General features: G+C 66.6%; 15 protein-coding genes. 7 read left to right on the plus strand and 8 right to left on the minus strand.

The genetic code is table 11. From position 1 onward, the window contains the following. Positions 1–41: 41 nt before the first annotated feature. The 4 genes from DB354_RS07220 to DB354_RS07235 form a co-directional block, all read right to left on the minus strand. The gene (locus tag DB354_RS07220; RefSeq protein ID WP_107834780.1) at positions 42–3,122 is read right to left on the minus strand and encodes an efflux RND transporter permease subunit; all 3,081 of its coding nucleotides are present in this window, start codon (positions 3,120–3,122) and stop codon (positions 42–44) included. A 19-nt stretch (positions 3,123–3,141) separates the two neighbouring features. Further along, a complete protein-coding gene (locus DB354_RS07225; protein WP_107834781.1) occupies positions 3,142–4,242 on the minus strand; it encodes an efflux RND transporter periplasmic adaptor subunit in 1,101 nt (366 codons plus the stop codon). 31 nt (positions 4,243–4,273) lie between these two features. Next, complete coding sequence (locus tag DB354_RS07230; RefSeq protein WP_158277412.1) at positions 4,274–4,762, minus strand: MarR family transcriptional regulator; 489 nt, start codon at positions 4,760–4,762, stop codon at positions 4,274–4,276. A 248-nt stretch (positions 4,763–5,010) separates the two neighbouring features. Beyond that, positions 5,011–5,541, minus strand: a complete 531-nt coding sequence (locus DB354_RS07235; RefSeq protein ID WP_107835022.1) for a DUF192 domain-containing protein — start codon at positions 5,539–5,541, stop codon at positions 5,011–5,013. A 152-nt stretch (positions 5,542–5,693) separates the two neighbouring features. On the opposite strand from DB354_RS07235, the gene DB354_RS07240 reads away from it, so the two are divergent. The 6 genes from DB354_RS07240 (at position 5,694) to DB354_RS07265 (ending at position 11,039) form a co-directional block, all read left to right on the plus strand. Further along, positions 5,694–6,833, plus strand: a complete 1,140-nt coding sequence (locus tag DB354_RS07240) for a Xaa-Pro peptidase family protein (RefSeq protein WP_107834783.1) — start codon at positions 5,694–5,696, stop codon at positions 6,831–6,833. Continuing rightward, positions 6,830–7,804 carry a PfkB family carbohydrate kinase gene (locus DB354_RS07245; RefSeq protein WP_158277413.1) on the plus strand — a complete coding sequence of 325 codons (975 nt, stop codon included), beginning with the start codon at positions 6,830–6,832 and terminating at the stop codon, positions 7,802–7,804. The genes DB354_RS07240 and DB354_RS07245 overlap by 4 nt, the downstream gene beginning before the upstream one ends. A 21-nt stretch (positions 7,805–7,825) precedes the next feature. Next, positions 7,826–8,386: an HAD-IIIA family hydrolase gene (locus tag DB354_RS07250; protein WP_158277414.1), complete on the plus strand. Its 561-nt coding sequence runs from the start codon at positions 7,826–7,828 to the stop codon at positions 8,384–8,386. A gap of 15 nt (positions 8,387–8,401) precedes the next feature. Next, entirely contained in the window at positions 8,402–9,304 is a 903-nt protein-coding gene (locus DB354_RS07255) for a DNA-formamidopyrimidine glycosylase family protein (RefSeq protein ID WP_107834786.1), read from the plus strand. A 69-nt stretch (positions 9,305–9,373) separates the two neighbouring features. Continuing rightward, entirely contained in the window at positions 9,374–10,129 is a 756-nt protein-coding gene (locus DB354_RS07260; protein WP_107834787.1) for a TlyA family RNA methyltransferase, read from the plus strand. A 73-nt stretch (positions 10,130–10,202) separates the two neighbouring features. Then, the gene (locus DB354_RS07265) at positions 10,203–11,039 is read left to right on the plus strand and encodes an NAD(+)/NADH kinase (protein WP_107834788.1); all 837 of its coding nucleotides are present in this window, start codon (positions 10,203–10,205) and stop codon (positions 11,037–11,039) included. Between the two features lie 95 nt (positions 11,040–11,134). Here the strand turns inward: DB354_RS07265 and DB354_RS07270 are convergent, their stop codons facing one another. The 3 genes from DB354_RS07270 to DB354_RS07280 form a co-directional block, all read right to left on the minus strand. Then, positions 11,135–11,431, minus strand: a complete 297-nt coding sequence (locus DB354_RS07270) for a hypothetical protein (protein WP_146180146.1) — start codon at positions 11,429–11,431, stop codon at positions 11,135–11,137. A 102-nt stretch (positions 11,432–11,533) separates the two neighbouring features. Next, a complete protein-coding gene (locus DB354_RS07275; protein WP_233256578.1) occupies positions 11,534–14,014 on the minus strand; it encodes a pitrilysin family protein in 2,481 nt (826 codons plus the stop codon). 216 nt (positions 14,015–14,230) lie between these two features. Then, positions 14,231–14,671: a Minf_1886 family protein gene (locus DB354_RS07280; RefSeq protein WP_107835023.1), complete on the minus strand. Its 441-nt coding sequence runs from the start codon at positions 14,669–14,671 to the stop codon at positions 14,231–14,233. 145 nt (positions 14,672–14,816) lie between these two features. On the opposite strand from DB354_RS07280, the gene DB354_RS07285 reads away from it, so the two are divergent. Further along, positions 14,817–15,353: a transcriptional repressor gene (locus DB354_RS07285; protein WP_107834791.1), complete on the plus strand. Its 537-nt coding sequence runs from the start codon at positions 14,817–14,819 to the stop codon at positions 15,351–15,353. Positions 15,354–15,461: 108 nt separating this feature from the next. Here DB354_RS07285 and DB354_RS22980 read toward each other — a convergent pair whose 3' ends face one another. Continuing rightward, on the minus strand, positions 15,462–16,490 hold the full coding sequence (locus DB354_RS22980; RefSeq protein WP_343205568.1) for an ABC transporter permease: 1,029 nt from the start codon (positions 16,488–16,490) through the stop codon (positions 15,462–15,464). Between the last annotated feature and the right edge of the window lie 7 nt (positions 16,491–16,497).

The following is a 16,497-nucleotide window of genomic DNA, read 5'->3' on the forward strand; positions in this document are numbered from 1 at the left end:
GCCGGGCCAAAAGGCACTGACCCGGCGCGGGACATTGCACCTCAATGCGAGGCTGGAAGCGGTGCCGCCGCGACGGTGCCGGTGCGACGGTGAGCGATCAGGATATAGAACGCCGGCACGACGAACAGCGTGAAACAGGTGCCGATCGACATGCCGGTCGCGATGACGAGGCCCATGCTGAACCGCGCCTCGGCGCCCGCGCCGGAGGCGAAAACCAGTGGCAGGACGCCGAACACCATGGCGGCGGTGGTCATGAGGATCGGGCGCAGGCGGATGCCCGCAGCGTGCTCGATCGCCTTCCGCACATCGTGGCCCTCCTCCTGCAGCCGATTCGCAAAGTCGACCATCAGGATGCCGTGTTTCGTGATCAGCCCGACGAGGGTGATCAGACCGACCTGGGTGTAGATGTTCAGCGTCGCGGCCCCAAAGAAGAGAAACACCATCGCACCTGCCAGCGAGAGCGGCACCGCCATCATGATGATGAACGGGTCGCGCCAGCTTTCATACTGCGCCGCCAGCACGAGGAAGATCACCACCACGGCGAGCGCGAACGTGACGAGCAGCGAGCTGCCCTCCTGCACGTACTGCCGCAGTTCACCCTTGTATTCGACGCTGTAGCCCGCGGGAAACACCTGCTTCGACTCGGCCGTGAGCCAGTCAAAGGCATCGCCCATCGACACTCCCGGCGCGGGGAGCAGGGACAGCGTCGCCGCATTAAGCTGCTGCATGCGGCGCAGGTCGCGCGGTTGCACCGACGAGACGAGGGTCGCGACGGACGACAGCGGCACGAGGCCGCCTTTCGTGGACGACACGTAATAGTCGCCCAGTTGGTCCGGCGTGAGGCGGAAGCTGCGTTCAACCTGGGGAATGACCTTGTAGGCCCGCCCCTGGATCGAGAAGCGGTTCACATAGCCGCCGCCCAGCATGGTGCCGATGTCCGCCCCGAGTTGCTGCATGCTCAGCCCGAGGGTCGCGGCCTTGTCGCGGTCGACCTCGAGGTCGACCTGCGGCATGTCGAATTTGAGGTCGTTGTCGCCGTAGATGAACTTGCCGCTGGCCAGAGCGCGCTTGAGCAGTTCGTTGGCCACATTGACCACGCGTTCGTGATCGTCGGTTGAGCAGACCACGAACTGCACCGGCATGCCCATGCCCGAGCCGGGCAATGCCGGCGGCAGGAAGGCCGCGGTCGAAAGACCGGCGATCCCCGACGCCTGGTAGGTCAGGAGCTGGCTCACTTCGCCCGAACCCCGCTGGCGCTCGCTCCAGGGCTTCAGCTGCAGGCCGATCAGGCCCGAGCTGGGCGCCGGCAGATGCGAGCCCATGTCCACGCCGGCCACGGTGAAGAACGTGTTGGTCTCGGGGAACGCGGTCACCACCGTGCTGAGTTGGTTGAGCGACTGCATCGCCTGCTCGAGCGAGGCATTCGGCGCTCCCTTGGTCATCGCCACGACGAACCCGCGGTCCTCCGCCGGCGCCAGCTCCTTCTTCGTCATGAGGAAGAACGGCACGAGTGAAAGCACCAGCAACAGGGCGATCGCATACACCGCCGGCCGGGTTTCGAGCACGCGGTCGAGCAGCCGTTCATAGGCGCCGCGCAGCTTCTCGAACGCCACGTCGAGGAAGTGTTCGATGCCCCGCGGGTTCGGATTATGCCGCAGCAGGCGCGAGGAGAGCATCGGCGACAACGTGAGCGCCACGAAGCCCGACACGACAACCGACCCCGCGAGCGTGAACGCAAACTCGCGGAACAGCGCGCCGGTCACGCCCTGCTGGAGACCGAGCGGGGCATACACGGCGGCCAGCGTGATGGTCATCGCGATCACCGGCCCCACCAGTTCGTGCGCGCCCTTGATGGCCGCGTCAAACGGCGTGAGTCCCTCCTCGATGTGGCGGTGGATGTTCTCCACCACCACGATCGCGTCGTCGACCACCAGGCCGATCGCGAGCACCATCGCCAGGAGCGTCAGCAGGTTGATGGAGAAGCCCATCGCCAGCATCAGGACCGCGCAGCCCACCAGCGACAGCGGGATGGCGACGATCGGGATAATGACCGAACGGAACGAGCCCAGGAAGAGGTAGATCACCAGGATGACGATGGCCATGGCCTCGACGATCGTCTTCAGGACCTCGGTGATGGACTCGTTGATGAACTCGGTGGCGTCGTACGCGATGCCGCCCTCGATGCCCGGGGGCAGCTGGCTCGCGATCAGCGGCCACGCCGAGCGCACCCGCTTGATCACGTCGATCGAATTGGCCGTGGGCAGCACGGAGATCGAGATCATGGTCACGTCCTTGCCCTTCAGGAGGGCCTTGGTCTCGTAGTCGTCGGCGCCGAGATCGACGTCCGCGATATCGGCGACGCGCACGACCGCCCCCTGCTGTTCCCGGAGGACGAGCTGGCTGAACTGCTCGGCGTTGTGCACGTCGGTCTTGGCGTTCAGGTTCACGATCGTCATCTCGCCCTTCGTCTTGCCGACGGCGGAGAGGTAGTTCTGGGCCTTGAGCGCGTTCCAAACCTCGGCGGAGCTCAGGCCAAACGCGGCCATGCGATCCGGCTTGAGCCATACGCGCATCGCGAAGGTCCGGGCGCCCATGATCTCGGCCTTCTGCACGCCCTCGATCGTCGAGAGCTTCGGCTGGACCACGCGGACGAGGTAGTCGGTGATCTGGTTCGCGTTCAGCGAGCTGCTCGCGAAGCTCAGGTACATCGACGCGGTCGTCTCGCCGACCTGGATTTCGAACACCGGGTCTTCGGCGGCTTCCGGCAATTCGCTGCGCACCCGGTTCACCTTCGAGGTGATCTGCGTCAGCGCATCATTGGGATCGTAGTTGAGCCGGAGCTGGGCCCGCACGACGGAGACGTTGGGCGCGCTGACCGACTCGACGTAGTCGATGCCGTCGGCCGAGGCGATCTCGCGTTCGAGCGGTGTGGTGATGAAGCCGCGCACCAGGTCGGCGCTCGCGCCGGGATAGGCCGTCTGGACCGTGATGATCGAGTTCTTGGTCTCGGGATACTGGCGCACGGTCATCTCCTTAAGCGCGAGCCAGCCTGCGAGCAGGAGGAAGAGGTTAACGACGGTCGCCAGGACCGGTCGCTTGATGAACAGATCGGTGAATCTCATGGGAGCGGAATCCGGTTGATCAGCCTTCCTTCGGGGCCGGCGTCGGATTGGCCGACGGCACGACCGAGTTGTCGACCCGGACCGGCGCGCCGTTGCGCAGCTTGATCTGGCCGGTGGTGACAACCTGCTCACCGGTCTTCACGCCGGACGTGACCGCAATGAGATTGCCGCGCTGCGCGCCAGTCTGGACGAACCGCTGCACCGCAGCGCCCTGCTCCACGACGTACACGAAATTGCCATACGGGTTGTACACGATCGCAGCCGTCGGCAGCACCGTCACGTTCTCGGTTCCAGGGAGAACGACCTCGACGTTGCCAAACATGCCGGGCGCCAGGGCCTCATCCGGGTTCGGCACCAGCGCGCGGGCATTCAGCGTGCGGGTCGCGCTGTTCACGCGCGGCGCGACCGCCTCGATCACCCCTTGGAAGATCCGGCCGGCATGCGCATCCACCCGGAGGTGCACCACCCCGCCGGCGGCCACGCGGCCGTACTCCTGCTGGGGCAGGCTGAAGTCCACGTACACGGACTCCAGCGACTCGAGTTCCACGATGGCCTCGGACTTGGCCAGCAGCTGGCCGGGGTAAATCCGGCTGATGCCGAGCCGGCCGGCAAACGGCGCCACGATCCGCTTCTTGGCGATGGTCGCCCGCAGTTGGTCGACGGCCGCCCGGGTCTGGGCCAACACCGCCTCCGCCGAATCGAGCTCGGACTGGGTGTTGGTGTTGCTGGTCCGCAGATCGCGGGCGCGGGTCACGTTGATCTCGGCCAGTTTTGCCTGGGCCTCGAGACCACCGAGAGTGGCCGTCTCCACGGAGGTATCGAGTTCCACCAGGAGCGCCCCGGCAGGGACGGTCATGCCCGACTTGAAGGCGATGCGCTGCACCACCCCCTCGAGTTCGTTCTGCACCGTGATGCCCCGGTGGCTCGTGATCGTGCCAACGGCGCGGGCGGTGTTCGGCCAGGTGACCTGCTGCACGAGGGCCGTGCTGACAGTGGTGGGCGGCTGGACCATTCCGGCGCGCGCCGCGAGTGCACGGCGATCTTTCGCGAACCGAACCGCGAAGATGGCGGCAAAGACTGCCAGGGCGGCAACGATCCAGATGACGTAACGAGTTTTCATGGGAAGAATGGCGGGAGGTTGAGGAAGCAGGTCAGGCGAGACCCCGGTTCAGCCGGTCGCAGGCGCCGAGCAACGCGTCGCCGGCGCTCGCCTCGAGGTGCTGGGCCACGCGGGCGCTCGCCTCGAGGAACCGGACTAGTGCCTTGTCCGCGAGGGTGCGGCCGGTCTCGGTCAAATGAATGTAGATCATGCGGCGGTCGCGCGTGTCGCGCTGCCGCAGCACCAGCGTCCGGGTCTCCAGCCGATCGATCACCTCGGTCATCGCGGAACGCGTCGCGCCGGTGTGTTCGGCAAGGTCGGCCGGGGTGGACGGATCAGGATCAAGGGCAAACAGGACCACGAGCACGGCCATGCTCAGGTCGGTCAGTTCAAAATCAGCCAACTCCCGCCGCAGCGCCGCGCGCACGGCGGCGGCCGTGCTCAGGAACTCAAGCACACTGCGGCAACGGCGCTCATCGAGCCCGTGGCGCTGGTGCGCAATGGCGAGGAGCGTACGGAACGCGAGCGTGTCACGCATCATGGCGGATCTCCTCCTTCGCAATCGGCTGGACTGATCGGGTTGGCATGGCCGGCGAGTATAGGGATCGCCCGTCATGCCTGGAAATGCCTCCTCTCCCTAGCCGCTATGCCCGGCAGGCATAGCGCCGTCAGCCTGGTCGGACCTCTGCCGCCGGTGCATCGTCAGCGCGTTGCCGGTACCATTCGGCCCCGTGCGCTCGCCATCGGGGGATCGTGCGCGCCCCGGCGGCCCGAGGACCGATGCGGTCCTCAGAGAAACTCGCCCAGCCCGAACTGCCGCGGCTCGAAACCGCGCTCCTTCAGTGCGGCCGCCACCGCCTTCAGATCCAGCTGGGCCCCCGGTCGCACGCCTTTCGCGGCAAACCAGCCCTGAGGCATCTCGAGCGGAAACTTGATCTCCGTGCTGCGCGAGGCCACCGCCGCCTCGTCGAAAGGCTGGAGTGGGTAGATTTCCCGCAACACGCCCTGCGCATCGAAGTACCCAATGTCGAGCGGCGTCGGCGTGTTCCGCATCCAGAAGCTCATCCGTTGGGTGCGGGGGTACACGAAGAGCATGCCATCGTCTGGTCCGAGATCGCGTCGGAACATCAGCCCCCGCTCCTGCTCGACATCGAGCACCGCCAGCTGCAGCCGCACCACCTTTTCCCCCACCTTGATCGAGAAGAAGTCGGCCACCGTCTTGCGGCTCTCGACGCCGGACTTCTTCTGGGCACAGGCGGGCAGGCCCGCCGCGACGACCACTGCAGACAGCGCGAGAACGACCCGGAGCCAGGGATGCATGAACGCGCTCATACGCCTCACGCCTGACGGTGGCAAGACGCCACCCGAGGCACTGTGGACGCCGCCGCCGCGCGGCACCGGCCGCGGCCAGATTTGCGTTTGTCAGCCAGCCGGCCGCGACTCAGCTTCGGCCTTTCAACTCCTCTGCACCCATGGCCCGCCCTCTCCCTCCTCCGCTGCTGTACGCCGACTCGGAACATAATGCGGACGCGCTCTACTTTGGCCGGATCAAGGTGCCGGATGCATTCATCGCCTTTGGCTGCCGCGGTCGGAAATACGCCGTGGTCAGCGCGCTGGAATTCGGGCGGGTGAAGCGAACCTCCGCTTTCGACGTCGTCCTTCCGCTCGAGGAAGGCATGCAGTCCGCGCGCGAAAAGTGGCCGCAACGCGCAGTCGGCCCCGCCGAGGTGATCGCCGTGACCGCCCGCAAGCTGAAGCAAACGAGCTTCACCATCGCCGAGGATTTTCCGGCCGCGCTCTACGCCCGGCTGACCGCGCTGGGCCTCAAGCTCACCTTCGCCCGGGGCATGCTCTTCCCCGAGCGCGAAATCAAGTCGGCCGCCGAGGCGGCGCAGATCCGCGAAGGCAACCGCTGCAGCGCCCTCGGCTTCGCGGCCGTGGAGCGCATTCTCCGCGGCAGCCGTATCAAGGGTCGCCAGCTCGTTTATCGCGGCCGGCCGGTCACCAGCGAAAGCCTCAAGTTCGCGGTGGAAGCCGCCTGCCTCGAGGCCGGCGCCATTTCCACCGGCACCATCGTCGCCGGCGGCGATCAGGCCTGCGACCCGCACGAAACCGGTTCCGGCCCCATCCGCCCGCACGAGCTGGTGATCGTCGACATCTTTCCCCGCCTCGTGGCCACCGGATACCACGGCGACATGACCCGCACCTACCTGAAGGGCCGCGCCAGCGACGCGCAGCGCGCGCTCGTCGCCGCGGTGCGCGACGCCCAACTGGCCGCGCTTGGCCTGATCAAGACCGGCGTCAATGGCCGCAGCGTCCACGCCAAGGTCGTCGAGCTCTTTGCCGCCCGCGGCTATGAAACCCGCCGCACGCCGCAGCGCTCCATCGGCTTCTTCCACGGGACCGGCCATGGGCTCGGTCTCGCCGTCCACGAACCCCCGCGCCTGAGCAGCGTGGTCGACTCGCCGCTCCTTCGCGGCGCGGTCGTGACCGTCGAACCCGGGCTCTATTACCCCGGCCTCGGCGGATGCCGGATCGAGGATGTCGTCCAGGTTACCGACCGCGCGCCGCGCCTGCTCTCGAGCCACCCCTACGATTGGGAGATCCGATGAAAGCGCTGCCCTCCTTGCTCAAGAAGATCACCGGCCTGCGCATCCTCGTCGTCGGCGATGTCATGCTCGATCACTACGTCTGGGGCGACGCCACCCGCATCTCGCCCGAGGCTCCGGTCCCGGTGGTGGACATCGCACGGGACAGCTGGACCGCCGGCGGCGCGGCCAACGTGGCACTGAACATCGCCTCGCTGGGCGCGACCTGCACCGTGGCCGGCTTCTTCGGCAACGACGAAGCAGGCGCCAAGCTCACCGCGATCCTGCACGAGCGCGCCATCACCACCCTCCCGACGCCGGGCACAGCGGCAACCATCGTCAAGACGCGCGTACTCGTGCAGCACCAGCAGCTCTGCCGCCTCGATCGCGAGGCCGCGCCGACTGCGTATCAACTGGGCGCGGACGCCGCCGAAAAGCTGCTCAAGCCGGCCATCGCCGCGTGCGACGCCGTCATCCTCTCCGATTACGCAAAAGGCATACTCACGGACGAGCTCGTGGCGCGCGTGACCAAGCTGGCGCGGGCCAAGGGGAAGATCGTCGCCCTGGATCCGAAGCCCAAGCGGCGCCTTGCGTTCCACGGGCTCGATCTCATCACGCCAAACAAACGCGAGTCGCTGCAGCTCGCCGGCATTGAGCCATCCCCGCACGTCCCCTTCCCCGCCGCCGAAGTCTGCGCCCGGCTGCACGAACTCTACGGCACACGGCATCTCGTCATCACGCTCGGCGAGGACGGCATGCTGCTCAGCTCGGAAGGGCGCATCGTGCAGACCATCCCGACCGCCGCGCGCGAGGTGTTCGATGTCTCCGGCGCCGGCGACACCGCGCTCGCCGGCCTCGTCCTCGCGCTCGCCGCCGGTGCGAAGCTCGAGACCGCCGCTCATTTTGCCAACGCCGCCGCCGGCGTCGTGGTCGGAAAGCTCGGCACGGCCACCGTCACGCCCGCGGAGCTGATCGCATACGTCAACCGGCGCTGACCCGCGCTGCCTTTCCTCCGCTTGCACCCGTCCTCCGCCTCACCCGGCCGCGCCGCGCTGTTCCTCGATCGCGACGGCACGCTGATCCTCGACAAGCACTACCTGGCCGACCCGGCCGGGGTGGAATTGATTCCCGGTGTGCCCGCCGCGCTGCAATGCGCCAAGGCGCAGGGCTACGATCTTTTCCTCTTCACGAACCAGTCCGGCATCGGCCGCGGCATGTACACGCTCGACGACACCCTGCGCTGCAACGCGCGCATGGAGGAGCTGATTGGCCTGCCCGCCCCGTTGTTCACCGACGTCTGCATCGCTCCGGAGGCGCCCGACCAGCCGCAGCAGTACCGCAAGCCGTCGCCGCGGTTCATCCTCGAGAGCATCGCGCGGCACGGACTCGATCCCGACCGCTGCTGGATGGTCGGCGACAATCTCGCCGACGTGCAGGCAGGCCAGAATGCCGGGATCAACCTCGCGGTCGTCTGCACCGGCAAGCTCACCGCCGACCAGTGGGCCGCGCGGGGCATTCCGAACCTGCACGTCTTCCCGACGCTCGTAGAGTTTGCCCGATCGCTCGCGGCCTCCTAGCCCGCGGCCACCGAGATGCCCGAACTCGCCGAGGTTGAATTCTATCGCAAGCGCTGGGATCTCGCCGCGCGCGGCGACCACGTGGTCAAGATTCGCCTGCACGAGGGCAAGAAGCTCCTGCGCGGTGTCGACGTGCCGGCGCTCCAGCGCGCCCTCAGCGGCGCGACCTTCGTGGGGTCCGAAGCCCGCGCCAAACAGATGCTCTTTCGCTTCCGACGCGCCTCGGGGCAGGCGGACGTCTGGCTCGGCATTCACCTCGGGATGACCGGTGAGCTCAGCGTGCAGCCTGCGGACTACCAACCTGGGCAACACGATCATCTGGTATTGATCACCGCCCGCCCGCCCCACTCCGCCCGAAAATCGGCATCCGGCCATCACGCCCTGGTATTGAACGATCCGCGCATGTTTGGCCGGGTGCAGTTTCACCTCGGCCGCGAGGCCCCGGCGTGGTGGACGCGCATCGCGCCCGCACTGCTCTCGAACGCGTTCACCGTCGAGGCCGTCAGCACATTCCTGCAACGCCGCCGCCGCGCCCCGATCAAGGCGGTCCTGCTGATGCAGGAGCGTTTCCCAGGTATCGGGAACTGGATGGCCGACGAGATTCTCTGGCGCGCCGGCATCCACCCCCGCCGTGCCGCCGGCACGCTCACTCCGGCCGAAGTCCGAGCGCTGTGGCGCGAATGCCGCCACGTCTGCCGGTTGGCGCTTGCGGCCATCGCCGGCCGTGGCGACACGCTGCCGCCGGATCTCAACGTGAACATCCCGCGCACGTGGCTGTTCCTTCATCGCTGGCGCCCCGGCGGTCTCGACCCCCGCTCCGGCACGCCCCTCGCGCACGCCACCATCGGCGGGCGCACCACCTGCTGGTCTCCCGCCCGACAGATTCTGCCCGCGCTTCGCCGCCGTCGCACCCGCTGAGCTCAGGGCGACCCGCACCGGCCGTTCTGCCCACTTGCCCCGCCCCGGGTCGGCGCGATACTGCCCACGATGGCCGCGCCGAAGAAACAACGTCTGGATGAACTGCTGGTCGCCCGCGGGCTCGCCGAGTCGCGCGCCCAGGCGAAGGCGCTCATCATGAGCGGCCGCGTGCGCCATGGCACCGAACGACTCGACAAGCCCGGCAAGGATTTCCCGGTCGAGACCGAGATTACCGTCGACCAGCCGCCGCGCTTCGTCAGCCGCGGCGGCGAAAAGCTCCAGGGCGCGATCGATCAGTTCCATCTCGATTTTCGCGGCGCCCATGTCCTGGACGTGGGCGCGTCCACCGGCGGGTTCACCGACTGTGCCCTGCAGGCTGGCGCCGCGGACGTGGTCTGCGTCGATGTGGGCCGCGCCCAGCTCCACGCCAAGCTGCGCGGCGATCCCCGCGTCACCAACATCGAGAAGCTCAACGCGCGCTTCATCTCGCCCGCCGACCTGCCGCGCCCCGCCTACGATGCGATCGTGATGGATCTCTCCTTCATCTCGCTCACGACCGTCTGGCCGGCGGTCTGGCCGCTCCTCCGCCCCGGCGGCACGCTCGTCGCCCTCGTGAAGCCGCAGTTCGAAGCCGGCAAGGAGGAGGTCGACAAGGGCCGCGGCGTCATCCGGGACCCGGCGGTACAGGAAGGCGTCCTGACTCGCGTCCGCGAATTCGCGCTGGCCGAACTGCCGGGCGCCGAACTCGTCGGCACGATGGACTCGCCCATCACCGGCGCCGACGGCAACCGTGAGTTTCTGCTCGGGCTGCGCAAAGCGATCTGAGTGGCGCCGCGCGGCCTGCCGCGCAACAAGTCCCTAGACTTCCCCGGCACCCTGCGTAGTGTCCACGCCTCGAATGAAACCGTTGCGCAAGCTCGCGTTCGTGGTGAACGAGGACAAGGCCGGCGCCCCCGCGCTCGGCCGCGAGCTCGCGGCGATCGCCCGCCAGATGGGCGTGCAGTTCAAGTCCACCACCCGCTTCCCCCTGCCGCGCGGGTATCTGAAAGGTTGGGACGCCTGCTGCGTGATCGGCGGCGACGGCACCCTGCTCGGCGTCGCGCGCGAATCGGCCCAATGCCGGGTTCCGATCATCGGGGTCAACCGCGGCAGCCTCGGCTTCCTCACCACGTTTTCCTCCGACGAGGCCCGCGCGCACTTTTCCGACCTGCTCAAGGGCAAGTTCCGGGTCGAGAACCGCACCATGCTCGATTGCTCCACCGGCACCGGGTCGCACGACCTCGCGCTGAACGACGTGGTGATCAAGGACGAGGTAAACTCGCGCCTGGTACGGCTTGAGGTGTTTGCCGACGGCGAACTCGTGACGGACTACACCTGCGACGGCCTGATCTTCTCCACGGCCACGGGCTCAACCGCCTATAATCTTTCGGCCGGAGGGCCGATCCTGCACCCCGCCGCCAGCGTCATCGCGATGACGCCCATCTGCCCACATACGCTTAGCAACCGGTCGATCATCTTTCGCGACACCGTCCGCATCCGCGTCTTCAACCGCTCCGACAGCTCCCGGCTGCTCGTGGCGATGGACGGCCAGCGCAACCTGAAGGTCAGCGCCAACGCGGTGGAGATCTCGATGGCCAAACAGCGGCTGCCGCTCGTGCAGCGGCCTGACTACTCCCACTTCACGGTGGTGCGGACGAAGCTGAACTGGAGCGGAGCCTTCGCCGAGAAGATCTGATCTGCACCGCCCGGCCGGGCGTTGCTCCCTGCGGGCCCGGGGAAAACAAAAACCCCGGCCGGAGTTCGGCCGGGGTCGGATGCCGCCGCTCGCGCCTACGATGTCGCCGGGGCCTTCTCGGCCGCCTTCGCCTTGGCGCGCTCCTCCGCCTTGCGCTTCTTGGCCTCACGGAGGGCCTTCATCTTCTCAACGTTGGCCTGCCGCTTGGCCAACTCGTCGGGGTCGAGCACCCCGTTGGCGTTCTTGTCGTACTTTTTGAGGATCTCCGCGTCCTTCTTCGCCTGGGCGGCGGCCTGTTTGGCGGACGGAGTGTCGGGGGTATCAGTACCGGCGGCGCGAACCGCGGGAGTTGCGAGCAGGCAGGAGACTGCGAGCGCGCAGACGAACATCACAGTTTTTGAGGCAGCAGTTTGCATAGCGCCGGCACCCTGGGTCGCCGCGCCCGGGATGTCGAGCCATTTGTGTAAACTTTATTTGTCTCCGTATCCTTATTTTTACTTCGAGCTCGGCGTGACACTAAGCTGCACGCGCTGGGCCCGCTGGAAGTAGCGCCGGGCAAACGTCGCCAGATCGGCAATCGTCACCGCCTCGACGCGGCCATCGTAGTTCTTCCAGTCATTGATCGGTTGGCCCTGCAGCGCGTTGATGCCCACGTGCATGGCGCGCGCGGAGTTGGTCTGCAGCGCCTGCCGCCGCCCCGCCTTCAGCCGCGCCTGGCAGCGCGTCAGCTCGACCGTCGTGACCTCGCCGGCCTGCACGCGCGCGATCTCGGCATCGATTTCCGCCAGGACCTCCGCTTCGCGGCCAGGCTGGGTGCCCGCAAAGAAGTAGAACATCGCCGCTTCGAGCCCGATCACCCGGCCGGACCGCACGAAGTACGCGAGGCCCTTTTCCTCCCGCACGCGCTCGAACAGCCGCGCGGCCATGCCGCTGAAGAGCTCATCCGCAACCTCGGCAACATAGAAGTCGGGCGCGTTCACCCGCGGTCCGGGGAAGCCCTGCAATACGACCGCTTGCTCGCGCGCTGCATGCTCGGCGAAATCGCCGGCCTTCGCCGGCAGCGCCAGCTCCGGCGCCGGCACCGCGACCGTACCCTTCGGGATCCGGCCCAGAAACGCCTTCAATCGCGGGACGAGCACCTTCGCCTCGAAATCACCCGCGACCGCCAACACCACGTTGCCCCCGACGCACAGGCGCCGGTACAGCGCCGTCAAGTCCGCCGGGGTCAGCGCCTTCACCCCGGCCTGGTTACCCTGCGGGTCGTAAGCCAGGGGGTGGGATCCGAAAAACTGCTCGCGCAGCCGCTTCCGGGCATGTGTCACCACGTCGTCGTCGTCCTGTTGCAGCGCCGCGATCAGCGCCTCCCGCTCCGTGGCGAAGGTGGCGGGCTTGAAGGCGGGGGCGAGCACCGCATCAGTCAGGACCTCCAGCGCCCGGTCGACGTCCGTCGGCAGCACTTCCACGCCGAGGCCCAGGCTGTTGTTGCCGGAAAACGGGAAAAACGCGCCGCCCACCTCCTCGATGTACTGCGCCACCTCGGCCGCGCTGCGGCGCCGGGTATCCTTCGCCAGCATCGTCGCCAACAGCGAGGTCGCCCCGCGTTTGCCGGCCGACTCGAAAAGCGGCCCGCCCTGCAGGAGAAAACGGAAATGCAGGTTGGGCAGCCGCTGGTCGGGTTGCAGAAGCAACCTGACCCCATTGGGCAGGCGCACCTCCGTGAAGTCCGTCGTGGCCGCCCGGCCCTCGACGGACGTTCCGACCTTCGGGGCCGCCGCGGTCGGATTCAGCGAGATCGCCGTCCGCCGCTCCGGCACGAGATAACGGGCGGCCACAGCCCGCACCGCCGCCGGTGTCACCGCCCGCAGTTGCGTGAAATAGGCCCGGCTGTAGTCGAGGTCGCCGATCACCACTTCCGCCGCGCCCAACTGTCCCGCCTGGCCGCTCATGGTCTTTCGGGTATTGATCTCGCCCACCACCAGTTGTCGCAGCGCCTTCTTCAACTGCGCGGCCGTGCACCCGCGGACCGCAATGCGCGCCAGCAGGCGCTCCACCGCCACGGTGGCCCGCGCCCGCTTTTCGGCCGCGCAGGTGAACGAGACGCAGAACAGGCCGTTCGTGCCCGGATTCCAACTGGAGGCATCGATGCTGTGCACAAGTTTCGCCCGCTCACGCACCTCCTGCCAAAGGACGGAGCTGTCGCCCTGCCCCAGAACCGTGGCGAGCAGGTCGAGCACGGGCGCATCTTCATGCGCCAGTCCGGGAATCGGCCACGCCAGAACCGCCCGCGTCACCTCCACGTCCTCAAATCGGTGCTCGGCACGCGGGCCGAGCTGCCGCGGTTCCTCCGGCACCAGCACCGACGCCAGCGCCGTGCGCGTCGCAGCGCCGAAGTGCTCCTGCACCTGACGCAGCACGTCCGCCGGCTCCACGTCGCCCACCACCACCACCACGAGATTGTTCGGCACGTACCGCTCCCGGTAGTACGCGACCAACTGGTCACGGGTGATGCCGGCGAACACGTCCCGGTGGCCGATCACCGGATGGCGATACGGGTGTTCACGGAACGCCGTCGCAAACATCGCCTCCCACAGCCGGTCGTCCGGATCATCCTTGGTCATCGCGATCTCCCGCAGGATGACGTCCTTCTCCTTGGCCACCTCGTCGGCCGGCAAGGTCGAGTGCAGGACCGCATCCGCCAGGATGTCGATCGCCACACCGGTATGTTCGCTCGGAAGATCGATGTAGTACACGGTCCGGTCGAACGTCGTGTACGCATTGATATAGCCGCCATGCGCCTGGACTGTCGCGCTGATCTCGCGTCCGGCCCGACGTTCGGTGCCCTTGAAAAGCATGTGCTCCAGGTAATGCGAGAGCCCCGCCCCGAGATGCATACCTTCGTGGATGCTCCCGGTCTTCACCCAGACCTGAACCGAGGCCAGCGCAGCCGAGGTGTCCCGCTTGACCAGCAACGTCACGCCATTGGGCAGAACGGTCCGGGCAACCGGCTCAGCCCAAAATCGCTCCAACATCCCGATGTCACGCCCCGCAGAGGTCTTGGTTGCCATATCCCCGCAATCTAGCCCCGCGGCCCCCCCTTGGGTCGACCGAAAACACAGGCGGCCGACAAGGGGTCCTGCCGCCCTCCTTCCCCGGGGATATCCGGCGCTCGTCCCCGTTCCTGCGCACGGCGATCAGGCCGCTCCGAAGGCCTCCGCAGAGGTGGTCCCCCGAGAACGCGGCCGGACCGGCTGGAACGGCTTTACGAAGGCGTCATCAAAATCAAAGACATCCGCGAAATCCTCCCGGCGGTCATTCTCAGTTTTCGAGAACACATTATACTCGATCAAATTGAATACTATATCGCCTATATCACGGCAGTTCTGAATACCCCAAGTATTCAACACCGTCTTCGCCAGCGGACCAAACTGCTCGAGCGCATAGGCACGCAGCCCATCCAGCAATTCGGGGCCACTCACGTGTCGCGAACGCTCTGCCCGCACGGCATCACGCTTGCGCAACTCCTTGACCGTGTGCTCCAAGCCCAATCGGACGAAATCGTAGGCCTTGCGGTCATACCGCGAGTCCTCCTTGCAGATTTGGGCGACGATCTCGGAAAAATCCGGGTTTTGCATGAGCCGATTGACGCGAGATTGGCACACCCGCCCCGCCCGCGCAACCCTCGAGCCGTCGCTTGGGCCGGGCAATTGCATATGCGTGTTATTGCTAACGAGTATTATCTGGAAATTCCCCTATGCGGCGTCAAAATCGCCGTGAAACATGATCGCTTCGACTCAACCGAACCCCTCCCTTCCTCCGGCCGCCAAGCCGGTAGCCAAGCCTTCCACTCCGGTGGAGCTTGCCACGGCAAAGCTTAAAGCCGCTGGCTTGCGCATCACGCAGCCTCGCCTCGCCATTCTGGGTGCCATGAGCAAGCGCACCCAGCCGACGAGCATCGAACAGATTCACGAGGATGTGGGCGCGGACAACTGCGATCTCGTCACCGTCTACCGCTGCGTCGCCGCTTTCGAGGAAATCGGCGTCGTTCGCCGGGCGTTCTTCCACAACGGCACCGCGATGTACGAGATGAATCTCGGCGGGCCGGCCCGTTACCACGTCGTCTGCAAGCAGACGAATCGTATCGAAGAGCTGGATGACGCGACCACCGAAGAACTTAGAAAAGCCGTCGAGGCCGTCCAGCAGAAGCTCCGCGATCGCGGCTTCACCGACGTCGAGCACATCGTCGAGTTCTTTGGCGTTGCTCCCCAAGCCGCCGCCACACCGGCCCCTGCCGCTGCCGTCGCCGCTCAGGTCTGAGCTTATTCTTTTCTAGCCCAATACTTAGCGCGAGCCCATTGGCTCGCGCTTTTTTGTGCGATGCTCCCCAGCGCGTGTCCGCACTCGCTCCCGCGCACCCGCCCGGGACTACGCCGGTGGTTCCGCCGTAAGCCGAATGCGCGGATCGAGCCACAGGAGCAGGAGGTCGCTCACAAGGGTGCCGACCATACCTAACACGCTAAGCACCATTAGCATCGAGCCAGCGAGATAGACATCCTCCGCGACGAGGGCATCGAGCAACGTGGGACCTACCATCGGCAGGCTCAGGACCATCGCCACGATCGCACCGCCCGAGACGAGCTGCGGGAAAAGTCCGCCGAGACTCGAAACCAGCGGATTCAACGCCAGCCGCACCGGATATTTCAGCAACAGGCGGATCGGCCTGAGGCCTTTGGCACGTGCGGTTGTTACGTATGGCTTCTTCAGTTCGTCCAACAGATTTGCCCGCATCACGCGGATCATCCCGGCGGCCGAGCCGAACCCCAGAACCATCACCGGGAGCCAGAGGTGCTTCAACAGATCGACGATCTTGGGCCAGTTCCAGCCGCGCATCGTCGCAAACTCCGGTGAAAACAGACCGTCGATGTTTAATCCAAGCCAACGCTTCGCCGCGTACATCGTGATCAAAGCCAGCAGGAACGAGGGTACCGACATCGCCAGGAACGCCCCGAATGTGAGGACGTAGTCCCCGACCGAGTACTGGCGCACGGCGGAGAATATTCCCGCCGGCAATGCCACCGCCCACGTAAAGATGACCGTGGCGACCGACACCACGAGCGTCAGCATCACCCGATCCCCGATCACCTCGCTCACCGGCTTCTCGTGCTCCATCGACAAGCCCAGATTGCCCTGCAACAGGCCGGCGTCCTGCGACTCGAAGCTAACGAACCACTTGAAGCCCATCCAGCGCGCGTACCGTTCAAGCAACGGTTCATCCAGGTGAAAGCTCTTCCGCAACTCGGCCGCAAGAGCCTCCGCCTCCCCGCCTCCCTGCATCTCCAGCCGCATCACCCGCACCGTCGCGAAATCGCCCGGTGGCAACTGCACCAGGGCAAAAACGATCAGTGACACGACCAGCAGCGTCGGGACCATCAGCAGGAGCCGGCGCCCAATCAGCGGGTGG

The organism is Opitutus sp. ER46 (assembly GCF_003054705.1).
Taxonomy (GTDB): Bacteria; Verrucomicrobiota; Verrucomicrobiia; order Opitutales; family Opitutaceae; genus ER46.